Source organism: Streptomyces sp. NPDC001373, assembly GCF_042895815.1.
GTDB lineage: Bacteria > Actinomycetota > Actinomycetes > Streptomycetales > Streptomycetaceae > Streptomyces.
In genome coordinates this window covers 125,409-151,245 of sequence record NZ_JBIAWQ010000016.1, presented here as the reverse complement: position 1 = coordinate 151,245, position 25,837 = coordinate 125,409, and the positions used below count along the sequence as shown (strand labels likewise).

Below are 25,837 nucleotides of genomic sequence, written 5' to 3'. Positions count from 1 at the left end.
ATTCCGAACCCGGAAGCTAAGCCTTTCAGCGCCGATGGTACTGCAGGGGGGACCCTGTGGGAGAGTAGGACGCCGCCGAACAATCATTGTGGGAATGCCCCGCACCTTCTGGTGCGGGGCATTTCTGCGTTCCGGGGCCCTTCGCAGACTCCTGTAGGGTCGGGGGAGCATAGATTCGACATTTCTACAGTCACAGTGGAGGCCCCCGGGTGGAGGTCCAGGAGACTCGGGTCCAGACTGACCGAATTTTCACCATTCCGAACATCCTCAGCATGGCCCGCCTCGTAGGTGTGCCGCTGTTCCTCTGGCTCATCCTGGCGGAGTACGACGGTTGGGCACTGCTCGTGCTCATGCTGAGCGGCGTCAGTGACTACCTCGACGGGAAACTCGCGCGGCGCTGGAACCAGATCAGCAAACTGGGCCGGCTCCTGGACCCGGCCGCGGACCGGCTCTACGTCCTGACCACGCTCTTCGGACTCACCTACCGGGGGATCCTGCCGCTGTGGCTCACCGCCGCGCTGCTGGCCCGCGAGGCAATGCTGCTGGTCATGGTGTGGATCCTGCGCCGGCACGGCTATCCGCCGCCCCAGGTCAACTTCCTCGGCAAGGCCGCCACCTTCAACCTGATGTACGCCTTCCCCCTCCTCCTGCTCAGTGACGGTACGGGCTGGTTGGCCTGGATGGCGTCCGTTTTCGGATGGGCGTTCGCGGGTTGGGGTACAACGCTCTATTGGTGGGCAGGAATCCTTTACGTGGTGCAAGTCCGCCGTTTGGTCAAGGCGGACGCCACGGCCGATTGAGCTCACTCGGCGCCGGTGCTGACGCGGAGGAGTAGCGGAGTATCCGTCCGGGACGGGTGAGGTCGGCCAGACCGTCATCTCTCTAGGAGGACTCTTCCGACATGAAGGCCGTCGTGATGGCCGGTGGCGAAGGAACGCGGCTTCGCCCCATGACCTCAAGCATGCCCAAGCCGCTCCTGCCGGTGGCGAACCGGCCGATCATGGAGCACGTGCTCAGGCTGCTCAAGCGGCATGGGCTCAGCGAGACCGTGGTCACAGTCCAGTTCCTGGCGTCACTCGTCAAGAACTACTTCGGTGACGGCGAAGAGCTCGGCATGGAGCTCACCTACGCCAACGAGGAGAAGCCACTCGGCACCGCCGGCAGCGTGAAGAACGCAGAGGAGGCCCTGAAGGACGACACCTTCCTGGTCATCTCCGGCGACGCGCTCACCGACTTCGACCTCACCGACCTCATCAGCTTCCACAAGGAGAAGGGCGCCCTCGTCACGGTGTGCCTCACCCGGGTGCCGAACCCGCTGGAATTCGGCATCACCATCGTGGACGAAGAGGGCAAGGTCGAGCGCTTCCTCGAGAAGCCGACCTGGGGGCAGGTGTTCTCGGACACCATCAACACCGGCATCTACGTGATGGAGCCGGAGATCTTCAACTACGTCAAGCCCGACGTGTCGGTCGACTGGTCCGGCGACGTCTTCCCCCAGCTGATGAAGGAAGGCCGGCCGATCTACGGCTACGTGGCCGAGGGCTACTGGGAGGACGTGGGCACCCACGAGAGCTACGTCAAGGCGCAGGCCGACGTGCTCGAGGGCAAGGTCCAGGTCGAGATGGACGGCTTCGAGATCTCGCCCGGGGTCTGGATCGCCGAAGGCGCCGAGGTGAGCCCCGACGCCGTCCTCCGCGGACCGCTGTACATCGGCGACTACGCCAAGGTCGAGGCCGGGGCGGAGGTCCGCGAGCACACCGTCGTCGGATCCAACGTGGTCGTCAAGAGCGGGGCCTTCCTGCACAAGGCCGTCGTCCACGACAACGTCTACCTCGGGCCGCACAGCAACCTGCGCGGCTGCGTCATCGGCAAGAACACCGACATCATGCGGGCCGCCCGGATCGAGGACGGCGCCGTCATCGGCGACGAGTGCCTGGTCGGCGAGGAATCCATCGTCCAGGGCAACGTACGCGTCTACCCCTTCAAGACGATCGAGGCGGGCGCCTTCGTCAACACCTCCGTGATCTGGGAGTCCCGCGGCCAGGCCCACCTGTTCGGCGCGCGCGGCGTCACCGGGATCCTGAACGTGGAGATCACCCCCGAACTGGTGGTGAAACTCGCCGGCGCCTACGCGACCACCCTCAAGAAGGGGGCGATCGTCACCACGGCCCGGGACCACTCCCGAGGCGCCCGCGCCCTCAAGCGCGCCGTCATCTCGGCGCTCCAGGCCAGCGCGATCGACGTGCGCGACCTGGAGAACGTACCGCTGCCCGTGGCCCGTCAGCAGACGGCCCGGGGCGCGGCGGGCGGGATCATGATCCGGACCTCGCCGGGAGTGCCGGACTCGGTGGACATCATGTTCCTCGACGAGCGGGGCGCGGACCTCTCGCAGGCGCAGCAGCGCAAGCTGGACCGCGTCTACGCACGTCAGGAATACCGCCGGGCCTTCCCCGGCGAGATCGGCGACCTGCAGTTCCCGTCGAGCGTCTTCGACTCGTACACGGGCTCCCTGCTGCGCCGGGTCGACACCACCGGGATCGCCGACTCAGGGCTGAAGGTCGTCGTGGACGCCTCGAACGGCAGCGCCGGCCTCGTCCTGCCCAGCCTGCTCGGCCGGCTCGGCGTGGACGCGCTGACGATCAACCCCGGCCTCGACGAGTCCAGGCCGACCGAGAGCCACGAGTCGCGGCGCGCCGGACTGGTACGGCTCGGGGAGATCGTGGCCTCGGCGCGGGCGGCCTTCGGCGTGCGCTTCGACCCGGTCGGCGAGCGGATCTCCCTGGTGGACGAGCGTGGCCGGATCATCGAGGACGACCGGGCGCTGCTCGTCCTGCTCGACCTGGTGGCGGCGGAGAAGCGCAGCGGCAAGGTGGCCCTGCCGGTGACCACGACCCGGGTCGCCGAGCAGGTGGCGGCGTACCACGGGACCCAGGTGGAGTGGACGACGACCTCGCCCGACGACCTGACCCGGGTAGGCCGCGAGGAGACGACGATCTTCGGCGGTGACGGCCGGGGCGGCTTCATCGTTCCCGAGTTCAGCAGCGTCTTCGACGGATCGGCGGCCTTCGTCCAGCTCATCGGGCTGGTAGCGCGCACCCAGCTCACGCTGAGCCAGATCGACTCCCGCATCCCGCGGGCCCACGTCCTCAAGCGGGACGTGCCCACGCCGTGGGCGGCCAAGGGGCTCGTGATGCGGCGGGTCGTGGAGGCGGCCGGGGACCGCCAGGTGGACACCACCGACGGCGTGCGCGTGGTCGAGGCCGACGGACGGTGGGCGCTGGTCCTGCCGGACACGGCGGAGGCCGTCACGCACCTGTGGGCCGAGGGTCCCGACGACGCGTCCGCGCAGGCCCTGCTGGACGAATGGGCCGGTGTGGTCGACGGAGCCGGCCAGCACTGACCGTCCCGCCTCGCACATGTGTGCGGAAAGGGGCGGGAGTGCGGCGGTCCGGGCACGGCGTGTCACCCGGCCCGGACCGCCGCACTCCCGCATTGGATGTGGGCGGCTGCGACATGCGACGATGTGCGGCATGTCGCAGCCGCCCACCGACCGGAGTCCGGCCACACCGCCCGCGCGCCCGGACGCGTCCATGTCGCTGCTGACGCACGTGATGGACCACAGCCTCGACGAGGGCTATGCGGAAGCCTCGGCCCGGCGCGCGGCGGACGGTACGGCGGGGCTGCCGCGCAACCTCAGGGCCAAGCTGGCGCTTGCAGCGGGCCTCGTGCTGGCCGCGATGGTCGTCACGCTGGGTGCGGCGCAGGCGCGGGTGGCGGCGCCGGTACTGGCCAAGGAGCGCCAGGAGCTGATCGACCGGGTCGAGCGGGCCGACCGGCACGCGGACACCCTGGAGCGGGACGTCGAGCGGCTGCGGACCGAGGTCGCCGACCGTCAGCGTGAGGCGCTGAAGCAGCCGGGCGGGCGGCAGGCCCAGCTGACGGCGCTGCTGTCGGGTGCAACCGAGGTGCACGGTCCGGGCGTCAAGCTTGTGGTGGACGATGCCAAGGGGTCCTCGTCGGGCGGCGGAGGCGGCCCGCGCGAGAGCGCCGGGTTCTCGGACACCGGGCGGGTCCGCGACCGGGACATGCAGAGGGTCGTCAACGGACTCTGGCAGTCCGGGGCCGAGGCCGTCTCGATCAACGGACAGCGGCTGACGGCTCTGTCGGCGATCAGGGCGGCCGGTGACGCCATACTGGTCGACAACCGGCCGCTGGTGCCGCCCTACGAGGTCCTCGTGGTCGGGGACAAGAAGCGGCTCGGAACCGCGTTCCAGGACTCCGTGGACGGGCAGTACCTGCACGTGCTGCAGGAGAGCTACGGGATCCGCTACAGCCTGTCCCCGGTGGACGAGGTGAAGCTGCCGGCCGCGTCGAGCCTGACCGTGCGGTCGGCCACAGCAGAAGAGCCGAAGAAGGGTGCGTCGTGATCGCGGTACTGGGCCTCCTGGCGGGAGTGGTCGTCGGACTTCTCGTCCGCCCCGAAGTGCCGGCCGTGGTGGAGCCTTATCTGCCGATCGCCGTGGTGGCGGCCCTGGACGCGGTGTTCGGCGGTCTGCGCGCGATGCTGGACGGGATCTTCGTGGACAAGGTCTTCGTCGTGTCGTTCCTGTCGAACGTGGTCGTCGCCGCGCTGATCGTCTTCCTCGGCGACAAGCTGGGCGTCGGCTCGCAGCTGTCGACGGGCGTGGTCGTCGTCCTCGGCATCCGGATCTTCTCCAACGCGGCGGCCATCCGCCGGCACGTCTTCCGGGCGTGAGGCCGATGAGTGCCGACAACACTCCGCGAGGGGAGCAGAACCCGGAGCCCGGGCCGGCCGAGGGTGCCGGGGGCCAGGGGCCGCAGGCACCGCTCCCGGGCGCCCCGCAGCCGGAAGCAACGCCTCCGGACGCCCCGCGGCCGGAGCAGGAGGAGACCGGGCGGCAGCGCCTGGCTGCCGGGCTGTGGCCGCCGCGGTTCAGCCGGGCCCAACTGATCGTCGCGCTGCTGCTGTTCGTCCTGGGCCTCGGGCTCGCCATCCAGGTGCGCTCCACCAGCGATTCCAGCGCGCCGCTGCGCGGTGCCCGTCAGGAGGACCTCGTCCGCATCCTCGACGAGCTGGACGGGCGGACCAAGCGCCTGGAGGACGAGAAGCAGAAGCTGGACGACCAGCGCAGGGAGCTCCAGAGCAGCTCCAACCAGGCCGAGGAGGCCCGCAGACAGACGCTGGAGCGGGAGCGCCAACTGGGCATCCTGGCCGGTACCGTGGCCGCACAGGGACCGGGCATCACCCTGAAGATCACCGACGCCAAGGGCCAGGTGCGCTCCGACCAGCTGCTGGACACCCTCCAGGAGCTTCGGGCGGCCGGGGCCGAGGCGATCCAGATCAACGGCGTGCGCGTGGTGGCGGGATCGTACTTCTCGGACGAGGGCGGTGGCGTCGCGATCGACGGCAAGAAGATCACACAACCCTACGAGTTCAGGGTGATCGGCAAGCCGCAGGACCTGGAGCCGGCGCTCAACATCCCGGGCGGTGTCGTGCAGACCATGGAGAAGGAACAGGCCACGGTCGCCGTCACGCGGTCGGCGAAGATCATTGTGGATGCCTTGCGGGCTGCGAAGCAGCCTGACTACGCTCGGTCGTCATCGCCATGAGACGGGGCGGAACGAGGACGGTCCCACGCGGGCTGACGCCTGCGGGGGGTCGACGCACCGAAGTCGCGGTGCGTGGTGGAAACTGTCTGGTGGTTACGGACGTTGTCAGAATGTCCGGGTCGGCAGGTGTGTGTATGCGGAGTTCGTCCTGCCCCACGGGCGGGTCTGTTTCGGTCAAGGGGAATCGCCCGTGAAGTTGTTTGAGAAGTTGTTCGGCAAGAAGAACCGCGAGGAAAGCGGTACGGCACGCCACCGTGCGGGGCACGGCGAGGGGGAGGGCCAGGGAGACCGGCCGCTCTTCCGTGACGAGGTGGCCGGGGGCGGTGCGGGCGCGCCCTCCGCCGACCCGTCGGCAGCCGGGCGCATAGGTTTCGGAGACCCGTCAACCCCGGGTGCGGGTGGAGGGTTCGCCCCCGATCCGTACGCCACCAACGCCTCCGCGGGCCGGCCGCGGCGCGAGGAGCCGTCCATGTCGGCCGAGCAGACGTGCGGCAGGTGCGGGCACCGCAGCGACGCGGCGAGCCGTTTCTGCTCCAACTGCGGGGCGCCGCTGCGGGCGGGTCTGACGCCGGAGCGCGCCTCGGAGACCACGTCCACGATCTCGATCTCCGGCCTCGAGGCCTATGAGGCCGAGGCGACCGGACAGCACGTGTCGCCCTCGCTCTCCCCCGAGGCCCAGGCCGCGGTGGAGGCACTGCCCCCCGGTTCCGCCCTGCTCATCGTGCGGCGCGGCCCCAACTCGGGCAGCCGCTTCCTGCTGGACGGGGAGCTGACCACGGCGGGCCGGCACCCGCAGAGCGACATCTTCCTGGACGACGTCACCGTCTCCCGGCTCCATGTCGAGTTCCGCCGGGGCCCCGAGGGCGGCTTCACCGTCGCCGACGTCGGCAGCCTCAACGGCACGTACGTGAACCGCGAGCCGATCGACTCGGTCGCCCTGCACAACGGCGACGAGGTGCAGATCGGCAAGTACCGGCTCGTCTTCTACGCGAGCCAGCGGGGCGTCTGACCCCCACCCCCGGACTCCGTCCGGGGGGACCTCCGGAGGGAAGGTCCCATGCTGCGCACCCCGACCGGCGGCGCCCCGAAGAAGGGCGCCGCCGGAACCGCCGGCTCGGCCGGGCAGCTGGTGAGCATCGGCACGGTGCTCACCATGCTGCGCGACGAGTTCCCCGAAGTCACGATCTCGAAGATCCGCTTCCTGGAGGCGGAGGGGCTCGTCGAGCCCCGGCGCACGCCTTCCGGATACCGCAAGTTCAGCACGGACGACGTGGAGCGGCTCGGGCGTGTCCTGCGCCTCCAGCGCGACCACTACCTGCCGCTGAAGGTCATCCGCGAGCAGCTCGACGCGCTCGACCGGGGCGAGCAGATCCGGATTCCGGCTCCGGCCGCGCACGGAGAGTCCGTCGAGGGCCCCGCCGGGTACGGGGAGGCGGGCGGGGAGCCGCCTGTCGCGGCCCGGGTCGGGCGGGCCGAGCTGATCGCCGCGGCCGAGGCGGACGAGGAGCAGCTCGCCGAGTGGGAGTCGTACGGGCTCGTCTGCGAGGAGCCCGCGGGCGGGTTCGGCGCCGAGGCCGTGGCCGTCGCCCGCCTGATCGCCGACCTCGGCCGGTTCGGTCTGGAACCCCGCCACCTGCGGGCCATGAAGGCGGCGGCCGACCGGGAGGCCGGTCTGGTGGAGCAGGTGGTCGCACCGCTGCGCCGGCACCGCAATCCGCAGACCAGGGCGCACGCCGAGGCCACGATGAAGGAGCTCGCGGGGCTCTCCGTACGGCTCCACGAGGCCTTTGTGCAGGCGGCTCTCGGTGTGCGGCTCCACTGAACGCGGGCGCCCCGACGGGGCCCCGACTACCCAAACCTGCCGGGCAGGTCCTAGGGTTGCTGTGTGAACGAGCTCGACGTTGTGGGTGTCCGGGTGGAAATGCCCTCCAACCAGCCGATCGTGCTCCTGCGTGAAGTGGGAGGCGACCGGTACCTCCCCATCTGGATCGGTCCTGGGGAGGCTACGGCCATTGCCTTCGCGCAACAGGGGATGGCCCCGGCCAGGCCGCTGACGCACGACCTGTTCAAGGACGTGCTGGAGGCGGTCGGCGAGGAGCTGACCGAGGTCCGGATCACGGATCTGCGGGAGGGCGTCTTCTACGCTGAGCTGGTCTTCGCCAGCGGCGTCGAGGTGAGCGCGCGGCCTTCCGACGCCATAGCCCTGGCCCTGCGGACGGGAACGCCGATCTACGGCAGCGACGGTGTGCTGGACGACGCCGGAATCGCGATTCCCGACGAGCAGGAGGACGAGGTGGAGAAGTTCCGCGAGTTCCTCGACCAGATCTCTCCGGAGGACTTCGGTACGGGTCCGCAGTAGGGCCGGACGCGGGCGCGGCGCGCGCCGCGTCGTCCACCGGGGACATTCAGCCCATTCGAGTAGCCTTTCCCCGCATTGGGGTACGGGAAACCACTCTCAGGGTGATTATCACTCGGCGTGCCGAGTGTGGCGATCGTTGACGCACCCCGGGTCACTGCCTACCTTCAAGGTGGCAGGTCAAGGACGGAGGGTCGGGCGTGAGGATCACGGGCGACGGTACGACCGGGGGCACCCCCGTACGGAGTGACGGTGGTCCGTCCCCGCTGCTCGGCGGCGGGTCGGGTGCCGCGCACCGTCAGCCGGCGTCGAAACCGGTCGGACCGGTGAACGACGCCCCGGCGCCCGAGCAGGTCGGCTACCGCGGGCCGACGGCGTGTGCCGCCGCCGGGATCACGTACCGGCAGCTGGACTACTGGGCGCGCACCGGGCTGGTGGAGCCCAGCGTGCGGCCCGCCTACGGGTCGGGGACCCAGCGGCTGTACAGCTTCCGCGACGTCGTCGTCCTCAAGATCGTCAAGCGCTTCCTGGACACCGGGGTGGCCCTCCAGAACATCCGCACCGCCGTGCAGCACCTGCGCGGCCGGGGCTTCTCGGACCTGGAGCGCATGACGCTGATGAGCGATGGCGCGACCGTCTACGAGTGCACCTCCCCGGACCAGGTCGTGAGCCTGCTCCAGGGCGGCCAGGGGGTCTTCGGCATCGCGGTCGGCGTGGTCTGGCGCGACGTGGAGAACGCCCTGTCGCAGCTGCACGGGGAGCGCGTGGACACGGGCGAGACCGTGGTCGGCCACAATCCGGCCGACGAGCTAGCCGCCCGCCGCAACCGGGCCGGCTGACGCCCGGGCCGGCAGCCGGCCCGGGCGGGGCCGCCGGGCTCGGGCCGGGCGGACCCGCGCATTGTCAGTGGCATGGGGCAGCATCGGTGCCGTGAGAACCGCGCCGACCATCCTGCACCTGGACATGGACGCCTTCTACGCCTCCGTGGAGCAGGCGTCGAAGCCCAGTCTGCGCGGGAAGGCCGTGATCGTCGGCGGGCTCGGCCCGCGCGGGGTGGTGGCCACCGCCTCGTACGAGGCCCGGCGCTTCGGCGTGCACTCGGCGATGCCGACCGCCCAGGCCCGCCGGCTCTGCCCCAACGGCGCCTACCTGATCCCCCGCTTCCTGCTCTACCGCGAGGTCAGCGAGATCGTCATGGGCCTGCTGCGCGAGCTGTCGCCCCTGGTGGAGCCGCTCAGCCTGGACGAGGCCTTCGTGGACCTGGAGGCGGGCGGCAGCGCCTTCGACTCCGCCGGCGCCCGGGCCGCGGGGGAGCGGCTGCGGGCCGACATCGCGGCCGCGACGGGGCTCAGCGGGTCGGTGGGCCTGGCCGGGTCGAAGATGCTCGCCAAGGTCGCCTCCGAGGAGGCCAAGCCGGACGGGCTGCTGCTGATCGAGCCCGGCACCGAGCGCGCGCTGCTCGCCCCGATGTCGGTGCGGACCCTGCCCGGGGTGGGTCCGGCGACCGGGGAGCACCTGCGCCGGGCCGGGATCACCACGGTGGGGGAGCTGGCCGAGGCCGGAGAGGACGAGCTGGTCCGGATGGTGGGCCGGGCGCACGGCCTGGGCCTCTACCGGATGGCCCTGGGGCTGGACGACCGGCCGGTGGTCGCGGAGCGGGACGCCAAGTCGGTGTCGGTGGAGGACACCTTCGACGTCGACCTGCACGACCGGGTGCGGATCCGTTTCGAGGTGCAGCGGCTCGCCGACCGGTGCGTGGGCCGGCTGCGGGCCTCCGGCCACTCGGGGCGCACCATCGTCCTCAAGGTGCGCCGCTACGACTTCTCCACCCTGACCCGCTCCGAGACCCTCCGTGGGCCCACCGACGATCCGGCCGTGGTGCGCGAGGCGGCCGCGCGGCTGCTGGAGGGAGTGGACACCACGGGTGGGGTGCGGCTGCTGGGGGTCGGCGTGACCGGGCTCGCGGACTACACCCAGGAGGACCTCTTCGCGCAGGCGCTGGGCGCGGGGACGGAGCGGACCGCCGCCGGGGCGGAAGGGGTCCTGGAGGCGGACGGGACGGGCGGGGGCACGGCCGTTCCCGGGGTACCGGGGCCTCCGGGGCCCCTGGGGGCTCCAGGGGTCCCGGAGGCCCCCCCGGCGCCCGGGGAGGACCCGCGGGCCGCCGCGGCGCGGCACTGGCCCGCGGGCAGCGACGTACGGCACGCGGTGTACGGGCCGGGGTGGGTGCAGGGCAGCGGGGTCGGGCGGGTGACCGTGCGGTTCGAGCAGCCCGGGTCACCGCCCGGGCGGGTCCGTACGTTCCTGGTGGACGACCCCGAGCTGGAGGCCTCCGATCCGCTGCCCCTCGTGGGGCGGCCTGCTCCGGAGGACACGGCCTAGCGGGGCCTAGCGGTTCTCCGGCGGGGGGAGGTGGAGGTCGCCGGGCAGGGACACGTCCAGGCCGTAGTGGTGGTACAGCTGGAGCTCCTGTTCGGGGGAGAGGTGGCGGCCGACGCCGAAGTCGGGGGCGTCCCTGATCAGGGAGCGTTCGAAGGGGACGCGCAGCACCTCTCCGACCACCTCGCTCGGCTCCAGCGGGACGAAGGCGTCCCTGCCGAACAGGCCGGTGCGGACCGCGGCCCACTCCGGGACACCCGTGGCGTCGTCCAGGTAGACCTCGTCCACGGTGCCGATCTTGGCCCCGTTCCGGTCGAACGCCTTGCGGCCGATCAGGCTGCGCGGATCGATGTCGGTCTGCACGGTCCCTCCACATGGTCGCAGTCATCCGTAATGACTACAAAAGTGCATATTCTGATAGGGGGCCACTCGAGGGAGGGTCCAGATCCTCGCTGGTAGGCTGGGTGGCGGCTGTTGACCCTGTGCGGGAGAGTCCTCCGAGTGAGCTCGACGGAGGCGCCGAAGGAGCAAATCCTCCCCGGAATCTCTCAGGCATACGTACCGCACGCGACGAGGCCACTCTGGAAAGCAGGAGCGGGTGCCGGGCGCGCAGTGCCGGTCCCACTCCTCACCGACGGTGAAAGCCGGACGACGGGCGACCCCCGAGACTCCGGTGAAGCTCTCAGGTTGAGATGACAGAGGGGGAGGCCGTCCGGGTGCCCGCGCCGTGGTGCCCCTCGCAGGTCATATGACCAGGAGGCCTCCGTAATGACCGCCAACCGCATTCCGCTCTCCCAGCTCGAGCGGGGCATCCCCTTCGAGCAGCGTCACATCGGCCCGGATGCCGAGGCGCAGGCGAAGATGCTCGCCCAGGTGGGCTACGGCTCCCTCGACGAGCTGACCGCCGCCGCGGTGCCGGATGTGATCAAGACCGCCGAAGCGCTGAACCTGCCCGAGGCGCGGACCGAGGCCGAGGTGCTCGCCGAGCTGCGCTCGCTCGCCGACCGCAACCAGGTCCTGTCGTCGATGATCGGTCTCGGTTACTACGGGACCTTCACGCCGCCGGTGATCCTGCGCAACGTCATGGAGAACCCCGCCTGGTACACGGCCTACACCCCGTACCAGCCGGAGATCTCTCAGGGCCGCCTGGAGGCCCTGCTGAACTTCCAGACGGTCGTCGCCGAGCTGACCGGCCTGCCGACCTCCGGTGCCTCCCTGCTCGACGAGGGCACCGCCGCCGCCGAGGCCATGACGCTGGCCCGCCGCGTGGGCAAGGTCAAGGGCAACGTCTTCCTGGTGGACGCCGACGCGCTGCCGCAGACCATCGCCGTGATCGAGACCCGCGCCGAGCCGATCGGCATCGAGGTCGTCGTCGCGGACCTCTCCGAGGGCATCCCCGCCGAGATCGCCGAGCGCGGTGTCTACGGCGTGCTCCTCCAGTACCCGGGCGCCTCCGGCGCCGTGCGCGACATCAAGGCCGTCATCGACCAGGCCCACGGGCTCGGCGCGATCGTCACCGTCTCCGCCGACCTCCTCGCGCTGACCCTGCTGGCCTCCCCGGGCGCCCTCGGCGCGGACATCGCCGTCGGCACCACCCAGCGCTTCGGCGTCCCGATGGGCTTCGGCGGCCCGCACGCCGGTTACATGGCCGTCCAGGCCAAGCACGCCCGCTCGCTGCCCGGCCGCCTCGTCGGCGTCTCCGTGGACGCGGACGGCAACAAGGCCTACCGCCTGGCCCTCCAGACCCGCGAGCAGCACATCCGCCGCGAGAAGGCCACCAGCAACATCTGCACCGCGCAGGTCCTGCTCGCCGTCATGGCCGGCATGTACGCCGTCTACCACGGCCCGGACGGCCTGAAGACGATCGCCCGGCGCACCCACCGCTACGCCGCGCTGCTCGCCGCGGGCCTGACGGCCGGCGGGGTCGAGCTGGTGCACGGCTCCTTCTTCGACACCGTCACCGCCCGGGTGCCCGGCAAGGCCGCCGAGGTCGTCGCCGCCGCGCGCGAGGGCGGGGTGAACCTCCACCAGGTGGACGCCGGTCACGTCTCGATCTCCTGCGACGAGACCACCCTGCGCGCCGACCTCGAGGCCGTCTGGGCCGCCTTCGGTGTCTCCGCCGACATCGAGGCCCTGGACGCCGCCACCGAGGACGCGCTGCCCGAGGGCCTGCTGCGCACGGACGCGTACCTGACCCACCCGGTCTTCCACCAGCACCGCTCCGAGACCGCGATGCTGCGCTACCTGCGCAAGCTCTCGGACAAGGACTACGCGCTGGACCGCGGCATGATCCCGCTGGGCTCCTGCACCATGAAGCTCAACGCGACCACCGAGATGGAGCCGGTGACCTGGCCCGAGTTCGGCCAGCTGCACCCCTTCGCCCCGGTCGAGCAGGCCGAGGGGTACCTCACGCTCATCAGCGAGCTGGAGGAACGTCTCTGCGAGGTCACCGGTTACGACAAGGTCTCCATCCAGCCGAACGCCGGCTCCCAGGGCGAGCTCGCCGGCCTGCTGGCCGTGCGCGCCTACCACCGCGCGAACGGCGACGAGCAGCGCACCATCTGCCTCATCCCGTCCTCCGCGCACGGCACCAACGCCGCGAGCGCCGTGATGGCCGGCATGAAGGTCGTCGTCGTCAAGACCGCCGACGACGGCGAGGTGGACACCGAGGACCTCCGCGCCAAGATCGAGCAGCACCGCGACGAGCTCGCCGTGCTCATGATCACGTACCCGTCGACGCACGGTGTGTTCGAGGAGCACGTCGCCGACATCTGCGCCCAGGTGCACGAGGCGGGCGGCCAGGTCTACGTGGACGGTGCCAACCTGAACGCCCTGGTGGGCCTGGCCAAGCCGGGTCACTTCGGCGGCGACGTCTCGCACCTGAACCTGCACAAGACCTTCTGCATCCCGCACGGCGGCGGCGGTCCGGGCGTCGGCCCGGTCGGCGTCCGGGCCCACCTGGCCCCGTACCTGCCGAACCACCCGCTCCAGCCGACCGCCGGCCCGGAGACGGGCGTCGGCCCGATCTCGGCCGCACCGTGGGGCTCCGCGGGCATCCTGCCGATCTCCTGGTCGTACGTCCGCCTCATGGGCGGCGAGGGACTCAAGCGCGCCACCCAGGTGGCGGTGCTCGGCGCCAACTACATCGCCAAGCGCCTGGAGCCGCACTACCCGGTGCTCTACACCGGCCCGGGCGACCTCGTCGCGCACGAGTGCATCATCGACCTGCGCCCGCTGTCGAAGGAGACCGGCGTCAGCGTCGACGACATCGCCAAGCGCCTGATCGACTACGGCTTCCACGCCCCGACCATGTCCTTCCCGGTGGCCGGCACGCTGATGATCGAGCCGACGGAGTCCGAGGACCTCGCCGAGATCGACCGCTTCTGCGACGCGATGATCGCCATCCGCGCCGAGATCGAGCGGGTCGCGGGCGGCGAGTGGCCGGCGGACGACAACCCGCTGGCCAACGCCCCGCACACGGCGGCGTCCCTGGGCGGCGAGTGGAACCACCCGTACACCCGAGACGAGGCCGTCTTCCCCGGTGGCGTCTCCGCCGCCGAGAAGTACTGGCCGCCGGTGCGCCGGATCGACGGCGCCTTCGGCGACCGCAACCTGGTGTGCTCCTGCCCGCCGCTGGACGAGTACGACAGCTGAGCCCTCGGGCCCGGCGGCCCCGTGAGGGGGCGCTGACAGCACGCTGAAAGGGGCCGGTCCCGGAGCTCATCGCTCCGGGACCGGCCCCTTCGTACGTCCGTGCGCGGTGCGTGCTCAGGCCGCCGCGAGCGGGCGGTGCGGAGCGATGATCTTGCCGTCCGGCAGCAGCTCACCGGTGTCCTCGAAGAGCAGGACGCCGTTGCACAGCAGGCTCCAGCCCTGCTCCGGGTGGTTGGCCACCGGGCGCGCGGCCTCCCGGTCGGCGGACTCTGATGACGGGCAGGCAGGCTGGTGCTGGCACATGGATGCGTTCTTTCGCTGCGGTGTGGTCTGTTCGCTACGGCTCGATGCGTGATTCATGGCCGTCCCCCTGGGTCGTCCCCGCGCCTGCGGGGAGGATGTCCTCAGTCTTCCCCCATGACAGCTGCTTCGCAGGGATTTCCCGGCAGCAGTCCTCATGGATTGAGGACGCATCACTCGTGCGGGCGGTTCAAGCCAACTGCCCTGTCCTTTCGGATGGTTCACGACTGGTCCCACCGGACTAGGCCGAATGGGTCATGCGGGTCAGCCGGTGTGCCGGGCGACGGGGCGAGCTGGTATGCGGGGCCCGGGCATGCCGCGGGCGCGGCCCGGATCGCGGGCCGCGCCCGCGGGCGGAGCGGGGGGTTCAGGCCGCCGGGGCCGCCAGCGTGGGCGGTACGGGCGGGGCCGCCGGGGTCAGCCGGTGGGTCAGCACGGGCAGCAGCTCCGAGACGGGATGCGGCCGGTAGGGGGCGATCCCGGGCGGGGCCGGGGCCAGCGGCACCAGCAGGTCGGCCGCTGCGGGCAGGCCGGCGGCGGCGTCGGCGCCGACCGCCCCGTGCAGCCACAGGGTCAGCATGTAGAGCTCCGGGACGGACAGCAGCCGGGGCTGGTAGGTCTTGCCGAGCTGCTCCGCCTGGCGCAGGGCCCGCTCGGTGGCGGCGACGTAGGGCCCCTCGAAGAAGTGCGAGAAGGCCCAGCCGTCGGGAGTGAGCCGCGTGTCGGCCGCCGCCACGAAGCGGTCGCCGCTGCGGATCAGGAACCGCCAGGCGGTGAGGCGGGTGCGGGGCGGCCTGCCGTCGGCCGCTCGGCCGGACATGCTCAGGCGGTCGAGCACGTGGACCGGAAGGGGGAGCTCGGCGGTCATCGGGCCCTGGACCGCGCGCAGGGCGGGGGTGTGTGCCTCGTGGACGGCGGCGGGGGAACCGAGTGCCGCGAGGACGCTGCGCAGGGCGGGCGCGGGGGCCGGGTGGACATGCAGCGGCATGGTGGGTCGCCTCTCACTTGGGAGACCGGTGGTGCAGGGGAAGGTGCGGACGGCGCTGTCGCATTCTGGGGTCAGAGGTGGGCATTGGGGCAATGGCCGCGCGCCAACTCTCTGCCTCGTTTGCGGAGTTTATACGACATGTGTTCACGCAGTGTTTCGGCTAGCTGTCCCGCCTATTGCCGACAAGGCGCTTACCGGTCCCGCTGTCATGGTATTCATGCCGTTCGCGCGTGAAGGAACCGCGCTGACCTCGGAGGTTACCGGAAGGGGGCTCGGCTGGAAAGTGCCGGTAATCATGAACGGGTAAAACCCGTACGGAATTTGCGCACCGGCGGTTGCCAGGTGAATGTGCCGGAGCGCCTATCCGGCCACACCGGCGCGCGCTCCCCGCCAAGCCGCTCCGCGCGGCGTTATCGATCACGGGCCCTGGGCATCATCGACCGTAACGCGCGCCTGGGTGCACCGGGCCAGGCCCACTCGAGGAGGGACGCTTCGATGGGGGAGAAGGTCGTGGCAGGCGGATTCGACCTGTCCGATCGGCATCGGTATCGGAGGAAGCTTCACGAGTGCCTGGAGGGGCTGGAGCGGCTTCTGGCGGAGAAGAGGTTCGAACGCCCCAAGAACATGATGGGACTGGAGATCGAGCTGAATCTCGCGGGTGCCGACGGTTTGCCGCGCATGGTGAATGCGCAGGTACTGGAGCGGATTGCCAGCCCGGATTTCCAGACCGAACTCGGAATGTTCAACCTGGAGGTGAACGTACTTCCGCACCGGCTCGACGGCCGGGTATTCGACCGGCTCGCGGAAGAGCTGAGCGCGGGCCTGCACTACGCCCACCGGCAGGCCGCGGAGATCGACGCGGGGGTGGTGATGATCGGGATCCTCCCGACGATCACCCGTGCCGACCTGGCGCTGGCCAACCTGTCGGCCGTGGACCGCTACTCGCTGCTCAACGAGCAGATCCTGATGATGCGCGGCGAGGACTTCCGGCTGGACATCGAGGGGGTCGAGCGGCTGACCTGGAGCACCGGTTCGATCGTGCCGGAGGCCGCCTGCACCTCCGTACAGCTGCACCTCCAGGTCACCCCGGCGCGGTTCTCGGACGTGTGGAACGCCGCCCAGGCCGTGACCGCCGTACAGATAGCGGTGGGGGCGAACTCGCCGTTCCTGTTCGGGCACGAGCTGTGGCGCGAGTCGCGTCCGCCGCTGTTCACCCAGGCCACGGACACCCGGCCGCCCGAGCTCCAGGCCCAGGGGGTGCGGCCGCGCACCTGGTTCGGGGAGAAGTGGGTGGACTCGGCGTACGAGCTCTTCGCCGAGAACGTCCGGTTCTTCCCCTCCCTGCTGCCGATCTGCGACGAGGAGGAACCGCTGCGGGTGCTCGCCGAGGGAGGGGTGCCCAGCCTCCAGGAGCTGGTGCTGCACAACGGCACGGTCTACCGGTGGAACCGGCCCGTCTACGGGGTGGCCGACGGGATGCCGCACCTGCGGGTGGAGAACCGGGTGCTGCCGGCCGGGCCCACCGTCGCCGACGTCGTCGCCAACGCCGCCTTCTACTACGGGCTCGTCCGCACCCTCGCGGACGAGCAGCGCCCGGTGTGGACCCGGATGTCCTTCGCGGAGGCCGAGGCCAACTTCGACGCCGCCTGCCGGTACGGGATCGACGCGCGGATCCGCTGGCCCCGCAAGGGCCGCTCCGGGGGGCTGGCGAGCGTGCCGGCCGTGCGCCTGGTGCTGGACGAGCTGCTGCCGATGGCCGCGGCCGGGCTGGACGCCTGGGGCATCGAGCCCGCCGACCGGGACTTCTACCTGGGGATCATCGAGGAGCGGTGCCGGCGCCGGGTGAACGGGGCGACCTGGCAGGTGGAGACGTACCACCGTGCCCTCGCGGGTGGACTGGACCGCGACGCCGCCCTGGCGGCCACCACCCGCCGCTACAGCGAGCTGATGCACCGCGGCGACCCCGTGCACACCTGGCCGGCCGGTCTGGAGGAACAGGAGGCGGACGCGCCCGCGGCCGTCCGCCGCTGACCGGCGCCCGGTCCGGGCCGCTGCCGCCCCGGACCGGTGCGCCCGTCCCGTCCCGGTGATCCCGTCCGGCCTCCGAGGAGGCAGTATGGGGTGGTCGGAGCGTGACGGACGGGGCAGGACGGGAGTCGGGCGTGCGGGCGGAACCGGAGCCGGTGGCCATGGAACTGGGCGAGGACGGACGGCGGCGCCTCCTGCGCACCGAGACGCTGCTCGTGCTCGCGCTGTCGCTGGGCGCGAGCAGCGTCTCCGCGCTGATCAGCTTCATCGGCTCGCTCACCAAGCCGGGCGGCCTCAAGGACCAGGCCGCCACCCTCAACGGCTCCTACGCCCCCGGGCGGCCCTGGCTCGACCTGGCCTGGCAGCTGTTCGGGATCGCCACCGCGCTGGTTCCGGTGCTGCTCGTCGCGCACCTGCTGACCCGGGAGGGCGCGCCCGGCCTGCGGGTGCTGGGCTTCGACCGCACCCGCCCCGGCCCGGACCTGGCCCGGGGCGTGCTGGTGGCCGCCGGCATCGGGAGCGCCGGGCTGGCCTTCTACCTGGCGGCCCGCGCCACCGGCTTCAACCTGACGGTGGTGCCGGAGGCGCTGCCCGACGTGTGGTGGAAGTTCCCGGTGCTGGTCCTCTCCGCGGTGCAGAACGCCGTGGTGGAGGAGGTCATCGTGCTGGCCTACCTGCTGCGCCGACTGGGGCAGCTGGGCTGGTCGCCGATGGCCGCGCTGCTGGCCAGTTCCCTGCTGCGCGGCTCGTACCACCTCTACCAGGGCATCGGCGGGTTCATCGGCAACGCGGTGATGGGCGTCGTCTTCGTCCTCGCCTACCGGCGCTGGGGCCGGGTGGGGCCGCTGGTCGTCGCGCACGCGCTGCTCGACATCGTGGCCTTCGGCGGGTACGCCCTGCTCGCCGGCAAGGTCGGCTGGCTGCCGACCCCATAGGGCGTCAGGGGGAGGTGCGCAGCTCGCCGTCGATGACGGTGACCGCGTGGCCTGTCAGGAGCGTGCGCTCGCCCCTCAGCCGTACCCGGACCAGGCCCCGGCGGGCCCCGCCCTGGAGGCCGGTCATCTCGGTGCGGCCCGTGCGCGCCGCCCAGAACGGGGCGAGGGCGGTGTGGGCGCTCCCCGTGACCGGGTCCTCGTCGATGCCGAGGGCGGGGAAGAAGCCCCGGCTGACGAAGTCGTAGCCGCGGGCGGGGTCCTCGGCGGGGGCCGTGACGATCATCCCGCGGCGGGCGTAGCCGCGCAGGGCGGCGAAGTCGGGGGCGAGCTCCCGTACCGTCCGCTCGTCGGCCAGCTCCACCACCAGGTCGCCGATGTGGGCGGACGTGTCGTGCACCGACTTGACCGGGGCGCCGAGCGCGCGGGCGATCTCGGGGTCCGGCTCGACCGGGGTGAGGGAGGAGGTGGGGAAGTCCATGGTCACGGTGCCGTCCTCGGCGACCTCGGCTGTGAGGACGCCGCAGCGGGCCGTGAAGCGGATCAGGCCCTCGGCCAGGCCGCTGGTGGCCAGGGCGTGCGCGGTGGCGAGGGTGGCGTGGCCGCACATGTCGACCTCGGCGGTCGGGGTGAACCAGCGCAGCGCCCAGCCGGCGTCCCCGCCGGGCGGCAGCGGGTGGGCGAAGGCCGTCTCGGAGAGGTTGACCTCCGCGGCGACCTGCTGGAGCCAGGCGTCCGGCGGGAAGGGCCCGTCCAGCAGGAGGACCCCGGCGGGGTTGCCGTGGAAGGGGCGGTCGGTGAAGGCGTCGATGATTCGCAGGCGCATGGACCGACCGTAGGCGCCCGCCGGGACCCGCACCAAGGCCAATCCCGGATGACTGGCCTTGGTGCGCCCCGGTGCGGTCGCGTCGGCGGCGGTCAGGTCCGGGAGAGGGTCTTGGTGCCCGACAGCAGCGGGATCAGGGTGTAGTTCCCGTCCCCGGAGCCGCAGGTGGGGGCGGTGTCCGCCGTGTTGGAGATCTTCGTGCCGGTGCGGAAGCGCCCGTCGCCGCTCGGCAGGAAGGTGGTGAAGTGGTCGGTGAGGCGGTCGAAGTAGTACTGGCACTGCTGGAGGTTCAGGTAGCGGCCGGCGGTGAGGTCCAGCGCCCTGACGGAGGACAGCAGGGGCACCAGGTGGTAGAGCCCGCGCCCCGGACCGCAGGAGACCTGGGTGTCGGGGGTGTCGGAGACGTTGGTCGCGGCGCTCCACTCGCTGCCCCCGCCCGGGACGATCACGGTCAGGTGGTCGTGCTGGAGGTCGGAGTAGTACACGCACTGGTGCAGGTTCAGGTAGCGGCCGGAGCCCAGGTCGAGGGACTCGAGGGCGGCCCAGGGGCGGACCGGGGTGTAGTTGCCGTCGCCGCCGCCGCAGGACAGGTCCCGGTCCGGCGCGGCCGCGGTGTCGGTGCCCGTGGTGAACCGGGCGTCGCGGCCGGGCACCAGCGCCGTGAAGTAGTCGACGCCCGGGGTGGGGGCGTACACGCACTGGTGCAGGTTGAGCACGCTTCCCGCCAGCGGGCGCGCCTGGTCGGCGGAGGCCGGTCCCGTGAGCAAGGAGAGCACTGCCGCGGTGCCGGCCGCCGCCGCGAGCCACTTCCTGATCCGTCCCTGATGGCGCATGGATGTCCTCTTTCGTCGGCTTCCCGTGGATTCGCGGGGCCAAGAACAGCACGCGCGGACGAGCGTCGACTAGGAGTTCCCTCGGCAATCCACCCCAAAGGGTGCAGGTGGGGAGTGGTGTTGCCGCCCTTCGGTTGCGATAGTTTCCGATATATCGTTGACGCATCGCGATGGATCAGCGATAGTGAATCAGGTCAAGCAAGCACAGTGAGACGAAAGGAGCGCAGTGATGCGTTCACGCGGACAGCACGACCACGGACACGAGCACGGACGAGGTCACGGCCACTGCGGGCCGGACCGTCGGGAGGAGTTCAGGGGGCTGCGCGCGGCCTTCGGGCCGTTCGGCCCCGGCTTCGGCGGCGGGCCCTTCGGCGGACGGGGCGGGCGCGGCGGCCCGCGCGGGAGGGCGAGGCGCGGCGACGTGAGGGCGTCCATCCTGGCGCTGCTCGCCGACCGGCCGATGCACGGCTACGAGATGATCCAGGAGATCGGCGAGCGCAGTGGCGGGGCGTGGAAGCCCAGCCCCGGCTCGGTCTACCCGACCCTCCAGCTGCTCGAGGACGAGGGGCTGATCAGCAGTGCGAGCGAGGGTGGCAAGAAGCTGTTCACGCTCACCGACGCCGGCCGCACCGAGGCCGAGTCCGGCCCGGACGCCCCCTGGGAGGACGCCGGGCGCGGCTTCGACTTCGAGGCGCTGCACGAGGTTCGTGCCGCCGGCGTCGGCCTGATGGAAGCCTTCGGGCAGGTCTTCAAGACCGGCACGCCCGAGCAGCGGGAGAAGGCCCTCGCGGTCGTCAACGACGCCCGCAAGAAGCTGTACCTGATCCTGGCCGACGAGCACTGAGCCGACGGGCGCCGACCCGGCCCCGTGGAACGAGGGCGGCGCGCCCCGCGAGGACTCTCGCGGGGCGCGCCGTCGTGTGCGCCCGGGGCGGGGCGGGGTGGGTCAGGCGACGAGGGCGGCCAGCCGGCGCAGCGACTCGTTCAGCGCGGCGGTCGCCGAGTCCTTGAGCTTGCCCGCCATCAGGGACACGGCGGCGCCCGTGAACTCCCCGTCGATGCGGACCCTCGTGGCCCCGCCGTCGGCGGTCAGGGTGTAGCGGGTCAGGACGGCGACCCCCATCGGGCCCTTGCCCGTGATGGCGAGGACCCGCCCCTCCTCCAGTTCCGAGACCGTCCAGAGGACCTCGGCGGGGAAACCCATCATCTTCATGTTCTCGGTGAAGGTGGCGCCCACGGCGAGGGTGTCGGGGCCGCCCTTCGGGAAGTCGGTGTGGGTCATGCTCCACCGGCCGTACGCACCCCAGTCGGTCAGCTGGGCCCAGAGCTTCGCGGCGGGCGCCTCGATGCGTGATTCCGCGGTGACTTCAGCCATGCGTCCACCCCTTCTCGTCGGGTACGTGCGGCGGAACGTAGTCCCGGGGGTCGGAACATTCAATACTGATGACCCGTCAGATATCTGAGCCGCCCGCCCCTTCGGTATCGGGTGCGTCTCAACAGGTGTCACTTGGATGACGCTCCTGACGCGCCCTGTCATGATGGCCCGATGCAAGCGTCAGGGAAGAACGCCGGACTGGGCCTCGCCCTCGTCTCGGCGTGTGCGTTCGGTGGTTCCGGCGTCGCGGCGAAGCCGCTGATCGAGGCGGGTCTGGACCCGCTCCACATGGTGTGGCTGCGGGTGGCGGGGGCGGCCCTGGTGCTGTCCCCGCTGGCCTGGCGCCACCGCGACCTGGTGCGGCGGCGGCCCCTGCTGCTCGCCGGGTTCGGGCTGGTCGCCGTCGCGGGCGTGCAGGCCTTCTACTTCGCCGCCCTCTCGCGGATCCCGGTCGGCGTGGCCCTGCTGCTGGAGTACCTGGGGCCGGCGCTGCTGCTCGGCTACATCCGGTTCGTGCAGCGCAAGCCGGTGACCCGGGCAGCCGCGGCCGGCGCGGCGGTGGCCGTCGCGGGGCTGGCCTGCGTGGTCGAGATCTGGGCCGGGCTGAGCCTGGACCCGCTCGGGGTGCTCCTCGGTCTCGCCGCCGCCTGCTGCCAGGCCTTCTACTTCGTCTTCGCGGACCAGGGCACCGACGGCGAGGACGTGCCCGACCCGATGGGCGTGATCGCGCACGGGATGGTCGTCGGCGCCCTGGTGATGACCGTGCTGGCCCGCCCCTGGCAGATGGACTGGCAGGTGCTGGGCGGGGACGCGGCTCTGGGGGGTGTGCAGGTGCCCGCCCTGGTGCTGCTGGGCTGGGTGGTGCTGATCGCCACCGTGGCCGCGTACCTGACCGGCGTGGTCTCGGTGCGGATGCTCTCGCCGCAGGTGGCGGGCGTGGTGGCCAACCTGGAGGCGGTCGTGGCCACCGTCCTGGCCTGGGTGCTGCTGGGCGAGCACCTCTCGACCTGGCAGATGGCCGGCGGCGCGCTGGTGCTGGGCGGCGCCTTCATCGCCCAGTCCTCGCGGCCGGCGCCGGCCGTGGCGGGCGAATCGATTCTGCCCGCGTCCCCGGCCGAACCCGAAGCCGAGCCCGAGAAGGCGAGCGCGTAGGGGCGGGGCTTGCGGTCCGGTCCGCCCTGGCCCGCCCGGCGGACAGGACGTAGGGTGCTGACCATGCATTCGACCGTGCTTCCGCCTCCCGCCGCCTAGCGCGGGCGGCCGCCACCGAACGAGAGACCGGCCCCGGGGTTCCCGGGGAGGTCCGTGCTGCCCGCGAAGCGATGACCCCTTTTCCTCATCCTTCACGCATGCGCGGAGAAACACGTGTCGAACCCATCGCCCGCCGCCGGGCGCAGCCTGCTCTACCTCGTCGTCGCCGGAGTCGCCTGGGGCACCGCCGGGGCGGCGGCCTCCCTCCTCTTCCTGGCCAGCGGCCTCGGTCCGCTCGCCCTCTCGTTCTGGCGCTGCGCCGGCGGGCTGGTGGTGCTGCTGGCGGTGCTGGCCGTACGCCCCCGCGCGCGGGCGGGGCGCGGGCGGCGGCCCTCCGCGGCCTCGCTGATCGGGACCGGCCTGATGTTCACCCTCTTCCAGGCCGCCTATTTCGGCGCCGTGCGGGAGACGGGCCTGGCCGTCGGGACCGTGGTCACCCTGGGGGCGGGGCCCGTGCTGATCGCGCTGGGCGCGCGGTACTGGATGGGTGAGCGGCTCGGCCGGGGCGGGGTCGCCGCGGTCGGCGGCGCCCTGGGCGGGCTCGCCGTCCTGGTGCTGGGCTCCGGAGGCGGCGAGGTGAGGCCGCTCGGGGTCGGCTGGGCCCTGCTGTCGGCCGCCGGGTACGCCGGAATGACCCTGCGGGCGCGCTGGCTCGGGCGGCGCGGCGCGGGCGGGGACCCGCTGGTCACCACCGCCTGGTCGGTGGGCGTGGGCACGGTGTGCCTGCTGCCGCTCGCCGTGGTGGAGGGGCTGCTGCCGCACACCGGTGATCCCGCGCGGGTGCTCGGGCTGCTGGTGTACGTCGCCGTGGTGCCGACGGCCCTGGCGTACGCCCTGTACTTCACCGGGGCCGCGGCCGTGCGGGCCGCGACGGTGTCCGTGATCATGCTGATCGAGCCGGTGAGCGCGGCCGCCATCGCCGTCGTGGTGCTCGGGGAGCGGCTGACCGGGGCCGTGGTGCTGGGCACCGTACTGCTGCTGTCGGCGGTGGGCGCGCTGATCGCGGCGGAGGCGCGCAGGCCCGCGGGCCGGGCGGACCTGCCCGAGGGCCGGCCCGCCCGCGAGGCTCAGAGCGCGCTGACATAGTCCGGGACGGCGATGCCGGGGTCCAGGTCGGCTGCCGGGACGGGGGTGCCGTACGCCGGCGCCACCGGGACCACGCCCGACCAGAAGGGCAGCCCCAGGTCCTCGGCGTCGTCGTTCGGTCCGCCCGTGCGGACCTTCGCGGAGACCTCGTCCAGGTCCAGCCGGATCACGGCCGTGGCCGCGAGCTCCTTGGCGTCGGCGGGGCGGGAGTCGGCGGAGCGGCCCGGCACGACCTGGTCGACCAGGGCGTCCAGGGCCACGCGGCGCTCCGCCTCGTCGGTGACCTGGCGGGCCGTGCCGTGCACGACCACCGAGCGGTAGTTGATGGAGTGGTGGAAGGCCGACTTGGCCAGCACCAGGCCGTCCACGTGCGTCACCGTCAGGCAGACCGGCAGGCCCGGGTCCTCCCGGCCGGCGGCCAGCAGGGGGCGCGAACCGGTGGAGCCGTGCACGTACAGGGTCTCGCCCACCCGGCCGTACAGCGTCGGGAGGACCACCGGCGCGCCGTCGCGGACGAAACCCAGGTGGCAGAGGTAGCTCTGGTCGAGTATCGCGTGCACCGTCTCGCGGTCGTAGCGGGCCCGGTGACGGGAGCGGCTCGGGACGGTGCGCTCGGTCGGCGCGTAGTCGGCGGGGTTGGCGCTCATGGTGCGGACTCCATTGCACTAGTGCATAATGGGCTTTGTGCTAGGAGAATATACGATCAGTGGGCGCCGCGCATCGGACATCGCGGCCAGCATCGAATCGGGCGTCGGCTCGGGCGCCCTCGCGCCCGGGGCGCTGCTGCCGCCGATGCGGGAGCTGGCCGGCGTTCTGGGGGTGAACCCCAACACCGTCGCGGCGGCCTACCGGTCGCTGCGCGAGCGCGGGATCATCGAGACCGACGGGCGGCGCGGCAGCCGGGTGCGCGGCCGTCCCGCCAGTGCCCCGCGGGACGCGCTGCGCCCGGACGTGCCCGAGGGCGTACGGGATCTCGCGCACGGCAACCCGGACCTCACCCTGCTGCCCTCCCTGGACGGGCCGCTGGCCGCCGCCGCCCGCCGGTACGCGCAGGCCCCGACCCGCTACGGCGAGGACCCGGTCCTCCCCGAGCTCGCCCGGCTCGCCCGCGCCGGCTTCGAGGCCGACGGGGTGCCGGCGGGGGCCCTGGCGGTGACCTCCGGCGCGCTGGACGGCATCGAACGGGTGCTGGCCGCCCACCTGCGTCCCGGGGACGCGGTGGCGGTCGAGGATCCGGGCTGGGGCAGCGTGCTCGACCTGGTCCCCGCGCTGGGCCTGCGGGTGCTTCCGGTTGCCGTCGACGACGAGGGGCCGCGGCCGGAGGCCCTGGCCCGGGCGCTGGAGGCGGGGGCCCGCGCGCTGGTGGTGACGGCCCGCGCGCAGAACCCGACCGGGGCCGCGGTCACTCCGGAGCGGGCCGCGCTGCTGCGGGAGCTGCTGGCCGCCCGGCCCGAGGTGCTGGTCATCGAGGACGACCACGGCATCGGGATCGTGGACCTGCCGCTCTGCCCGCTTGGCGGAGTCACCCGGCACTGGGCGCTGATCCGCTCCACGGCCAAGGCGTACGGGCCCGACCTGCGGCTCGCGGTGCTCACGGGCGACGCCGTGACGACGGACCGGGTCCGGGGCCGCCAGCGGCTGGGCCCCGGGTGGGTGAGCAGGCTGCTCCAGAGCGCGGTGGCCGAGCTGTGGGCCACCGGCGCGGTGGACCGGGCGGCGGTGGCCCGCTCGTACGGGCGGCGGCGGGACGGGCTCGTCGCCGCCCTGGCGGAACGGGGGGTGCCGGCGCACGGGCGCAGCGGGATGAACGTCTGGGTGCCGGTGGCCGACGAGACGGCGGTGGTCACCCGGCTGATGACGGCGGGCTGGGCGGTGCGGCCGGGCGCCGCATACCGTGTGGAGGCGGGGCCCGGGGTGCGGATCACCGTCTCCACCCTGGACGGGCGGGACCTCCTGCCCCTGGCCGACGCGGTGGCGGCGGCGGTGCGTCCGGCGACCGGCGCCCGCTTCGACTGACGGCGCGCACGCCAAGGCCCCCGCCGCGCGGGGCGGCGGGGGCCGGGAGGGGCCGTCAGGAGGCGAGCTCCGGCAGGCCGCCGAGGGTGGCGAACAGCCCGGGGAGGGCCGTCACCGTCCCCAGGCAGCGGCACAGCGTGGCCGGCGCGACCCGGGTCGGCGGCTCGAGCTGCCCGCGGAGC

Annotated in this window: 24 protein-coding genes, 1 rRNA gene and 1 riboswitch; of the genes, 18 read left to right on the top strand and 7 right to left on the bottom strand. The window is 72.3% G+C overall.

Annotated features, from left to right (window positions below; translation table 11 throughout):
• The 11 genes from rrf to ACFY15_RS28870 form a co-directional block, all read left to right on the top strand.
• Nucleotides 1-81: ribosomal RNA gene (gene rrf, locus ACFY15_RS28920) — 5S ribosomal RNA — on the top strand; the annotation flags it as partial.
• 128 nt (nucleotides 82-209) lie between these two features.
• Nucleotides 210-800: a CDP-alcohol phosphatidyltransferase family protein gene (locus ACFY15_RS28915; RefSeq protein ID WP_042811546.1), complete on the top strand. Its 591-nt coding sequence runs from the start codon at nucleotides 210-212 to the stop codon at nucleotides 798-800.
• Between the two features lie 101 nt (nucleotides 801-901).
• Nucleotides 902-3,400 (top strand): sugar phosphate nucleotidyltransferase, encoded by a 2,499-nt coding sequence (locus tag ACFY15_RS28910; protein ID WP_390826334.1) that lies wholly within the window; start codon nucleotides 902-904, stop codon nucleotides 3,398-3,400.
• A 121-nt stretch (nucleotides 3,401-3,521) separates the two neighbouring features.
• Nucleotides 3,522-4,427, top strand: coding sequence for a DUF881 domain-containing protein (locus ACFY15_RS28905; protein WP_390826333.1), 906 nt, complete (start codon nucleotides 3,522-3,524; stop codon nucleotides 4,425-4,427).
• Complete coding sequence (locus ACFY15_RS28900) at nucleotides 4,424-4,756, top strand: small basic family protein (protein WP_007262894.1); 333 nt, start codon at nucleotides 4,424-4,426, stop codon at nucleotides 4,754-4,756. The genes ACFY15_RS28905 and ACFY15_RS28900 overlap by 4 nt, the downstream gene beginning before the upstream one ends.
• Before the next feature lie 5 nt (nucleotides 4,757-4,761).
• Entirely contained in the window at nucleotides 4,762-5,631 is an 870-nt protein-coding gene (locus tag ACFY15_RS28895) for a DUF881 domain-containing protein (RefSeq protein ID WP_390689614.1), read from the top strand.
• Nucleotides 5,632-5,713: 82 nt separating this feature from the next.
• The gene (locus tag ACFY15_RS28890) at nucleotides 5,714-6,640 is read left to right on the top strand and encodes an FHA domain-containing protein (protein WP_390689735.1); all 927 of its coding nucleotides are present in this window, start codon (nucleotides 5,714-5,716) and stop codon (nucleotides 6,638-6,640) included.
• Between the two features lie 48 nt (nucleotides 6,641-6,688).
• The gene (locus ACFY15_RS28885; protein WP_390826332.1) at nucleotides 6,689-7,453 is read left to right on the top strand and encodes a MerR family transcriptional regulator; all 765 of its coding nucleotides are present in this window, start codon (nucleotides 6,689-6,691) and stop codon (nucleotides 7,451-7,453) included.
• 63 nt (nucleotides 7,454-7,516) lie between these two features.
• Nucleotides 7,517-7,990 carry a bifunctional nuclease family protein gene (locus tag ACFY15_RS28880; RefSeq protein WP_007262890.1) on the top strand — a complete coding sequence of 158 codons (474 nt, stop codon included), beginning with the start codon at nucleotides 7,517-7,519 and terminating at the stop codon, nucleotides 7,988-7,990.
• A 197-nt stretch (nucleotides 7,991-8,187) separates the two neighbouring features.
• Nucleotides 8,188-8,826, top strand: coding sequence for a MerR family transcriptional regulator (locus tag ACFY15_RS28875; protein WP_390689616.1), 639 nt, complete (start codon nucleotides 8,188-8,190; stop codon nucleotides 8,824-8,826).
• A gap of 91 nt (nucleotides 8,827-8,917) precedes the next feature.
• A complete protein-coding gene (locus tag ACFY15_RS28870) occupies nucleotides 8,918-10,369 on the top strand; it encodes a DNA polymerase IV (protein ID WP_390826331.1) in 1,452 nt (483 codons plus the stop codon).
• A gap of 6 nt (nucleotides 10,370-10,375) precedes the next feature.
• On the opposite strand, the gene ACFY15_RS28865 is transcribed toward ACFY15_RS28870, so the two are convergent.
• Nucleotides 10,376-10,729, bottom strand: coding sequence for a PRC-barrel domain-containing protein (locus tag ACFY15_RS28865; RefSeq protein ID WP_390689618.1), 354 nt, complete (start codon nucleotides 10,727-10,729; stop codon nucleotides 10,376-10,378).
• A 112-nt stretch (nucleotides 10,730-10,841) separates the two neighbouring features.
• Nucleotides 10,842-10,940, top strand: a riboswitch (glycine riboswitch).
• Nucleotides 10,941-11,134: 194 nt separating this feature from the next.
• Here ACFY15_RS28865 and gcvP point away from each other — a divergent pair.
• Nucleotides 11,135-14,020 carry an aminomethyl-transferring glycine dehydrogenase gene (gcvP, locus tag ACFY15_RS28860; protein WP_390826330.1) on the top strand — a complete coding sequence of 962 codons (2,886 nt, stop codon included), beginning with the start codon at nucleotides 11,135-11,137 and terminating at the stop codon, nucleotides 14,018-14,020.
• A 114-nt stretch (nucleotides 14,021-14,134) separates the two neighbouring features.
• Here gcvP and ACFY15_RS28855 read toward each other — a convergent pair whose 3' ends face one another.
• Both ACFY15_RS28855 and ACFY15_RS28850 read right to left on the bottom strand, forming a co-directional pair.
• Nucleotides 14,135-14,323: a DUF5999 family protein gene (locus tag ACFY15_RS28855; protein WP_042809437.1), complete on the bottom strand. Its 189-nt coding sequence runs from the start codon at nucleotides 14,321-14,323 to the stop codon at nucleotides 14,135-14,137.
• Between the two features lie 364 nt (nucleotides 14,324-14,687).
• Nucleotides 14,688-15,308, bottom strand: a complete 621-nt coding sequence (locus ACFY15_RS28850) for a hypothetical protein (protein ID WP_390826329.1) — start codon at nucleotides 15,306-15,308, stop codon at nucleotides 14,688-14,690.
• Nucleotides 15,309-15,803: 495 nt separating this feature from the next.
• Between ACFY15_RS28850 and ACFY15_RS28845 the strand changes: the two genes are divergently transcribed.
• Together ACFY15_RS28845 and ACFY15_RS28840 are read left to right on the top strand one after the other, a co-directional pair.
• Nucleotides 15,804-17,339, top strand: coding sequence for a glutamate-cysteine ligase family protein (locus tag ACFY15_RS28845; RefSeq protein ID WP_390689621.1), 1,536 nt, complete (start codon nucleotides 15,804-15,806; stop codon nucleotides 17,337-17,339).
• A 158-nt stretch (nucleotides 17,340-17,497) separates the two neighbouring features.
• The gene (locus tag ACFY15_RS28840) at nucleotides 17,498-18,271 is read left to right on the top strand and encodes a CPBP family intramembrane glutamic endopeptidase (protein ID WP_390826338.1); all 774 of its coding nucleotides are present in this window, start codon (nucleotides 17,498-17,500) and stop codon (nucleotides 18,269-18,271) included.
• 4 nt (nucleotides 18,272-18,275) lie between these two features.
• Here the strand turns inward: ACFY15_RS28840 and ACFY15_RS28835 are convergent, their stop codons facing one another.
• On the bottom strand, nucleotides 18,276-19,094 hold the full coding sequence (locus ACFY15_RS28835; protein WP_390826328.1) for a PhzF family phenazine biosynthesis protein: 819 nt from the start codon (nucleotides 19,092-19,094) through the stop codon (nucleotides 18,276-18,278).
• Nucleotides 19,095-19,186: 92 nt separating this feature from the next.
• Nucleotides 19,187-19,927, bottom strand: coding sequence for a hypothetical protein (locus tag ACFY15_RS28830; protein WP_390826327.1), 741 nt, complete (start codon nucleotides 19,925-19,927; stop codon nucleotides 19,187-19,189).
• Between the two features lie 229 nt (nucleotides 19,928-20,156).
• Between ACFY15_RS28830 and ACFY15_RS28825 the strand changes: the two genes are divergently transcribed.
• Nucleotides 20,157-20,771: a PadR family transcriptional regulator gene (locus tag ACFY15_RS28825; protein ID WP_390826326.1), complete on the top strand. Its 615-nt coding sequence runs from the start codon at nucleotides 20,157-20,159 to the stop codon at nucleotides 20,769-20,771.
• Nucleotides 20,772-20,873: 102 nt separating this feature from the next.
• Here the strand turns inward: ACFY15_RS28825 and ACFY15_RS28820 are convergent, their stop codons facing one another.
• On the bottom strand, nucleotides 20,874-21,302 hold the full coding sequence (locus tag ACFY15_RS28820) for an SRPBCC family protein (RefSeq protein WP_390826325.1): 429 nt from the start codon (nucleotides 21,300-21,302) through the stop codon (nucleotides 20,874-20,876).
• A 171-nt stretch (nucleotides 21,303-21,473) separates the two neighbouring features.
• Between ACFY15_RS28820 and ACFY15_RS28815 the strand changes: the two genes are divergently transcribed.
• Both ACFY15_RS28815 and ACFY15_RS28810 read left to right on the top strand, forming a co-directional pair.
• A complete protein-coding gene (locus ACFY15_RS28815; RefSeq protein ID WP_390826324.1) occupies nucleotides 21,474-22,454 on the top strand; it encodes a DMT family transporter in 981 nt (326 codons plus the stop codon).
• Between the two features lie 213 nt (nucleotides 22,455-22,667).
• Nucleotides 22,668-23,639, top strand: coding sequence for a DMT family transporter (locus ACFY15_RS28810; RefSeq protein ID WP_390689627.1), 972 nt, complete (start codon nucleotides 22,668-22,670; stop codon nucleotides 23,637-23,639).
• On the opposite strand, the gene ACFY15_RS28805 is transcribed toward ACFY15_RS28810, so the two are convergent.
• The gene (locus ACFY15_RS28805; protein ID WP_390689628.1) at nucleotides 23,621-24,286 is read right to left on the bottom strand and encodes a pyridoxamine 5'-phosphate oxidase family protein; all 666 of its coding nucleotides are present in this window, start codon (nucleotides 24,284-24,286) and stop codon (nucleotides 23,621-23,623) included. The two genes, ACFY15_RS28810 and ACFY15_RS28805, sit on opposite strands and share 19 nt — an antisense overlap.
• A 37-nt stretch (nucleotides 24,287-24,323) precedes the next feature.
• On the opposite strand from ACFY15_RS28805, the gene ACFY15_RS28800 reads away from it, so the two are divergent.
• Nucleotides 24,324-25,655: an aminotransferase class I/II-fold pyridoxal phosphate-dependent enzyme gene (locus ACFY15_RS28800; RefSeq protein ID WP_390689629.1), complete on the top strand. Its 1,332-nt coding sequence runs from the start codon at nucleotides 24,324-24,326 to the stop codon at nucleotides 25,653-25,655.
• Nucleotides 25,656-25,837: the final 182 nt, after the last annotated feature.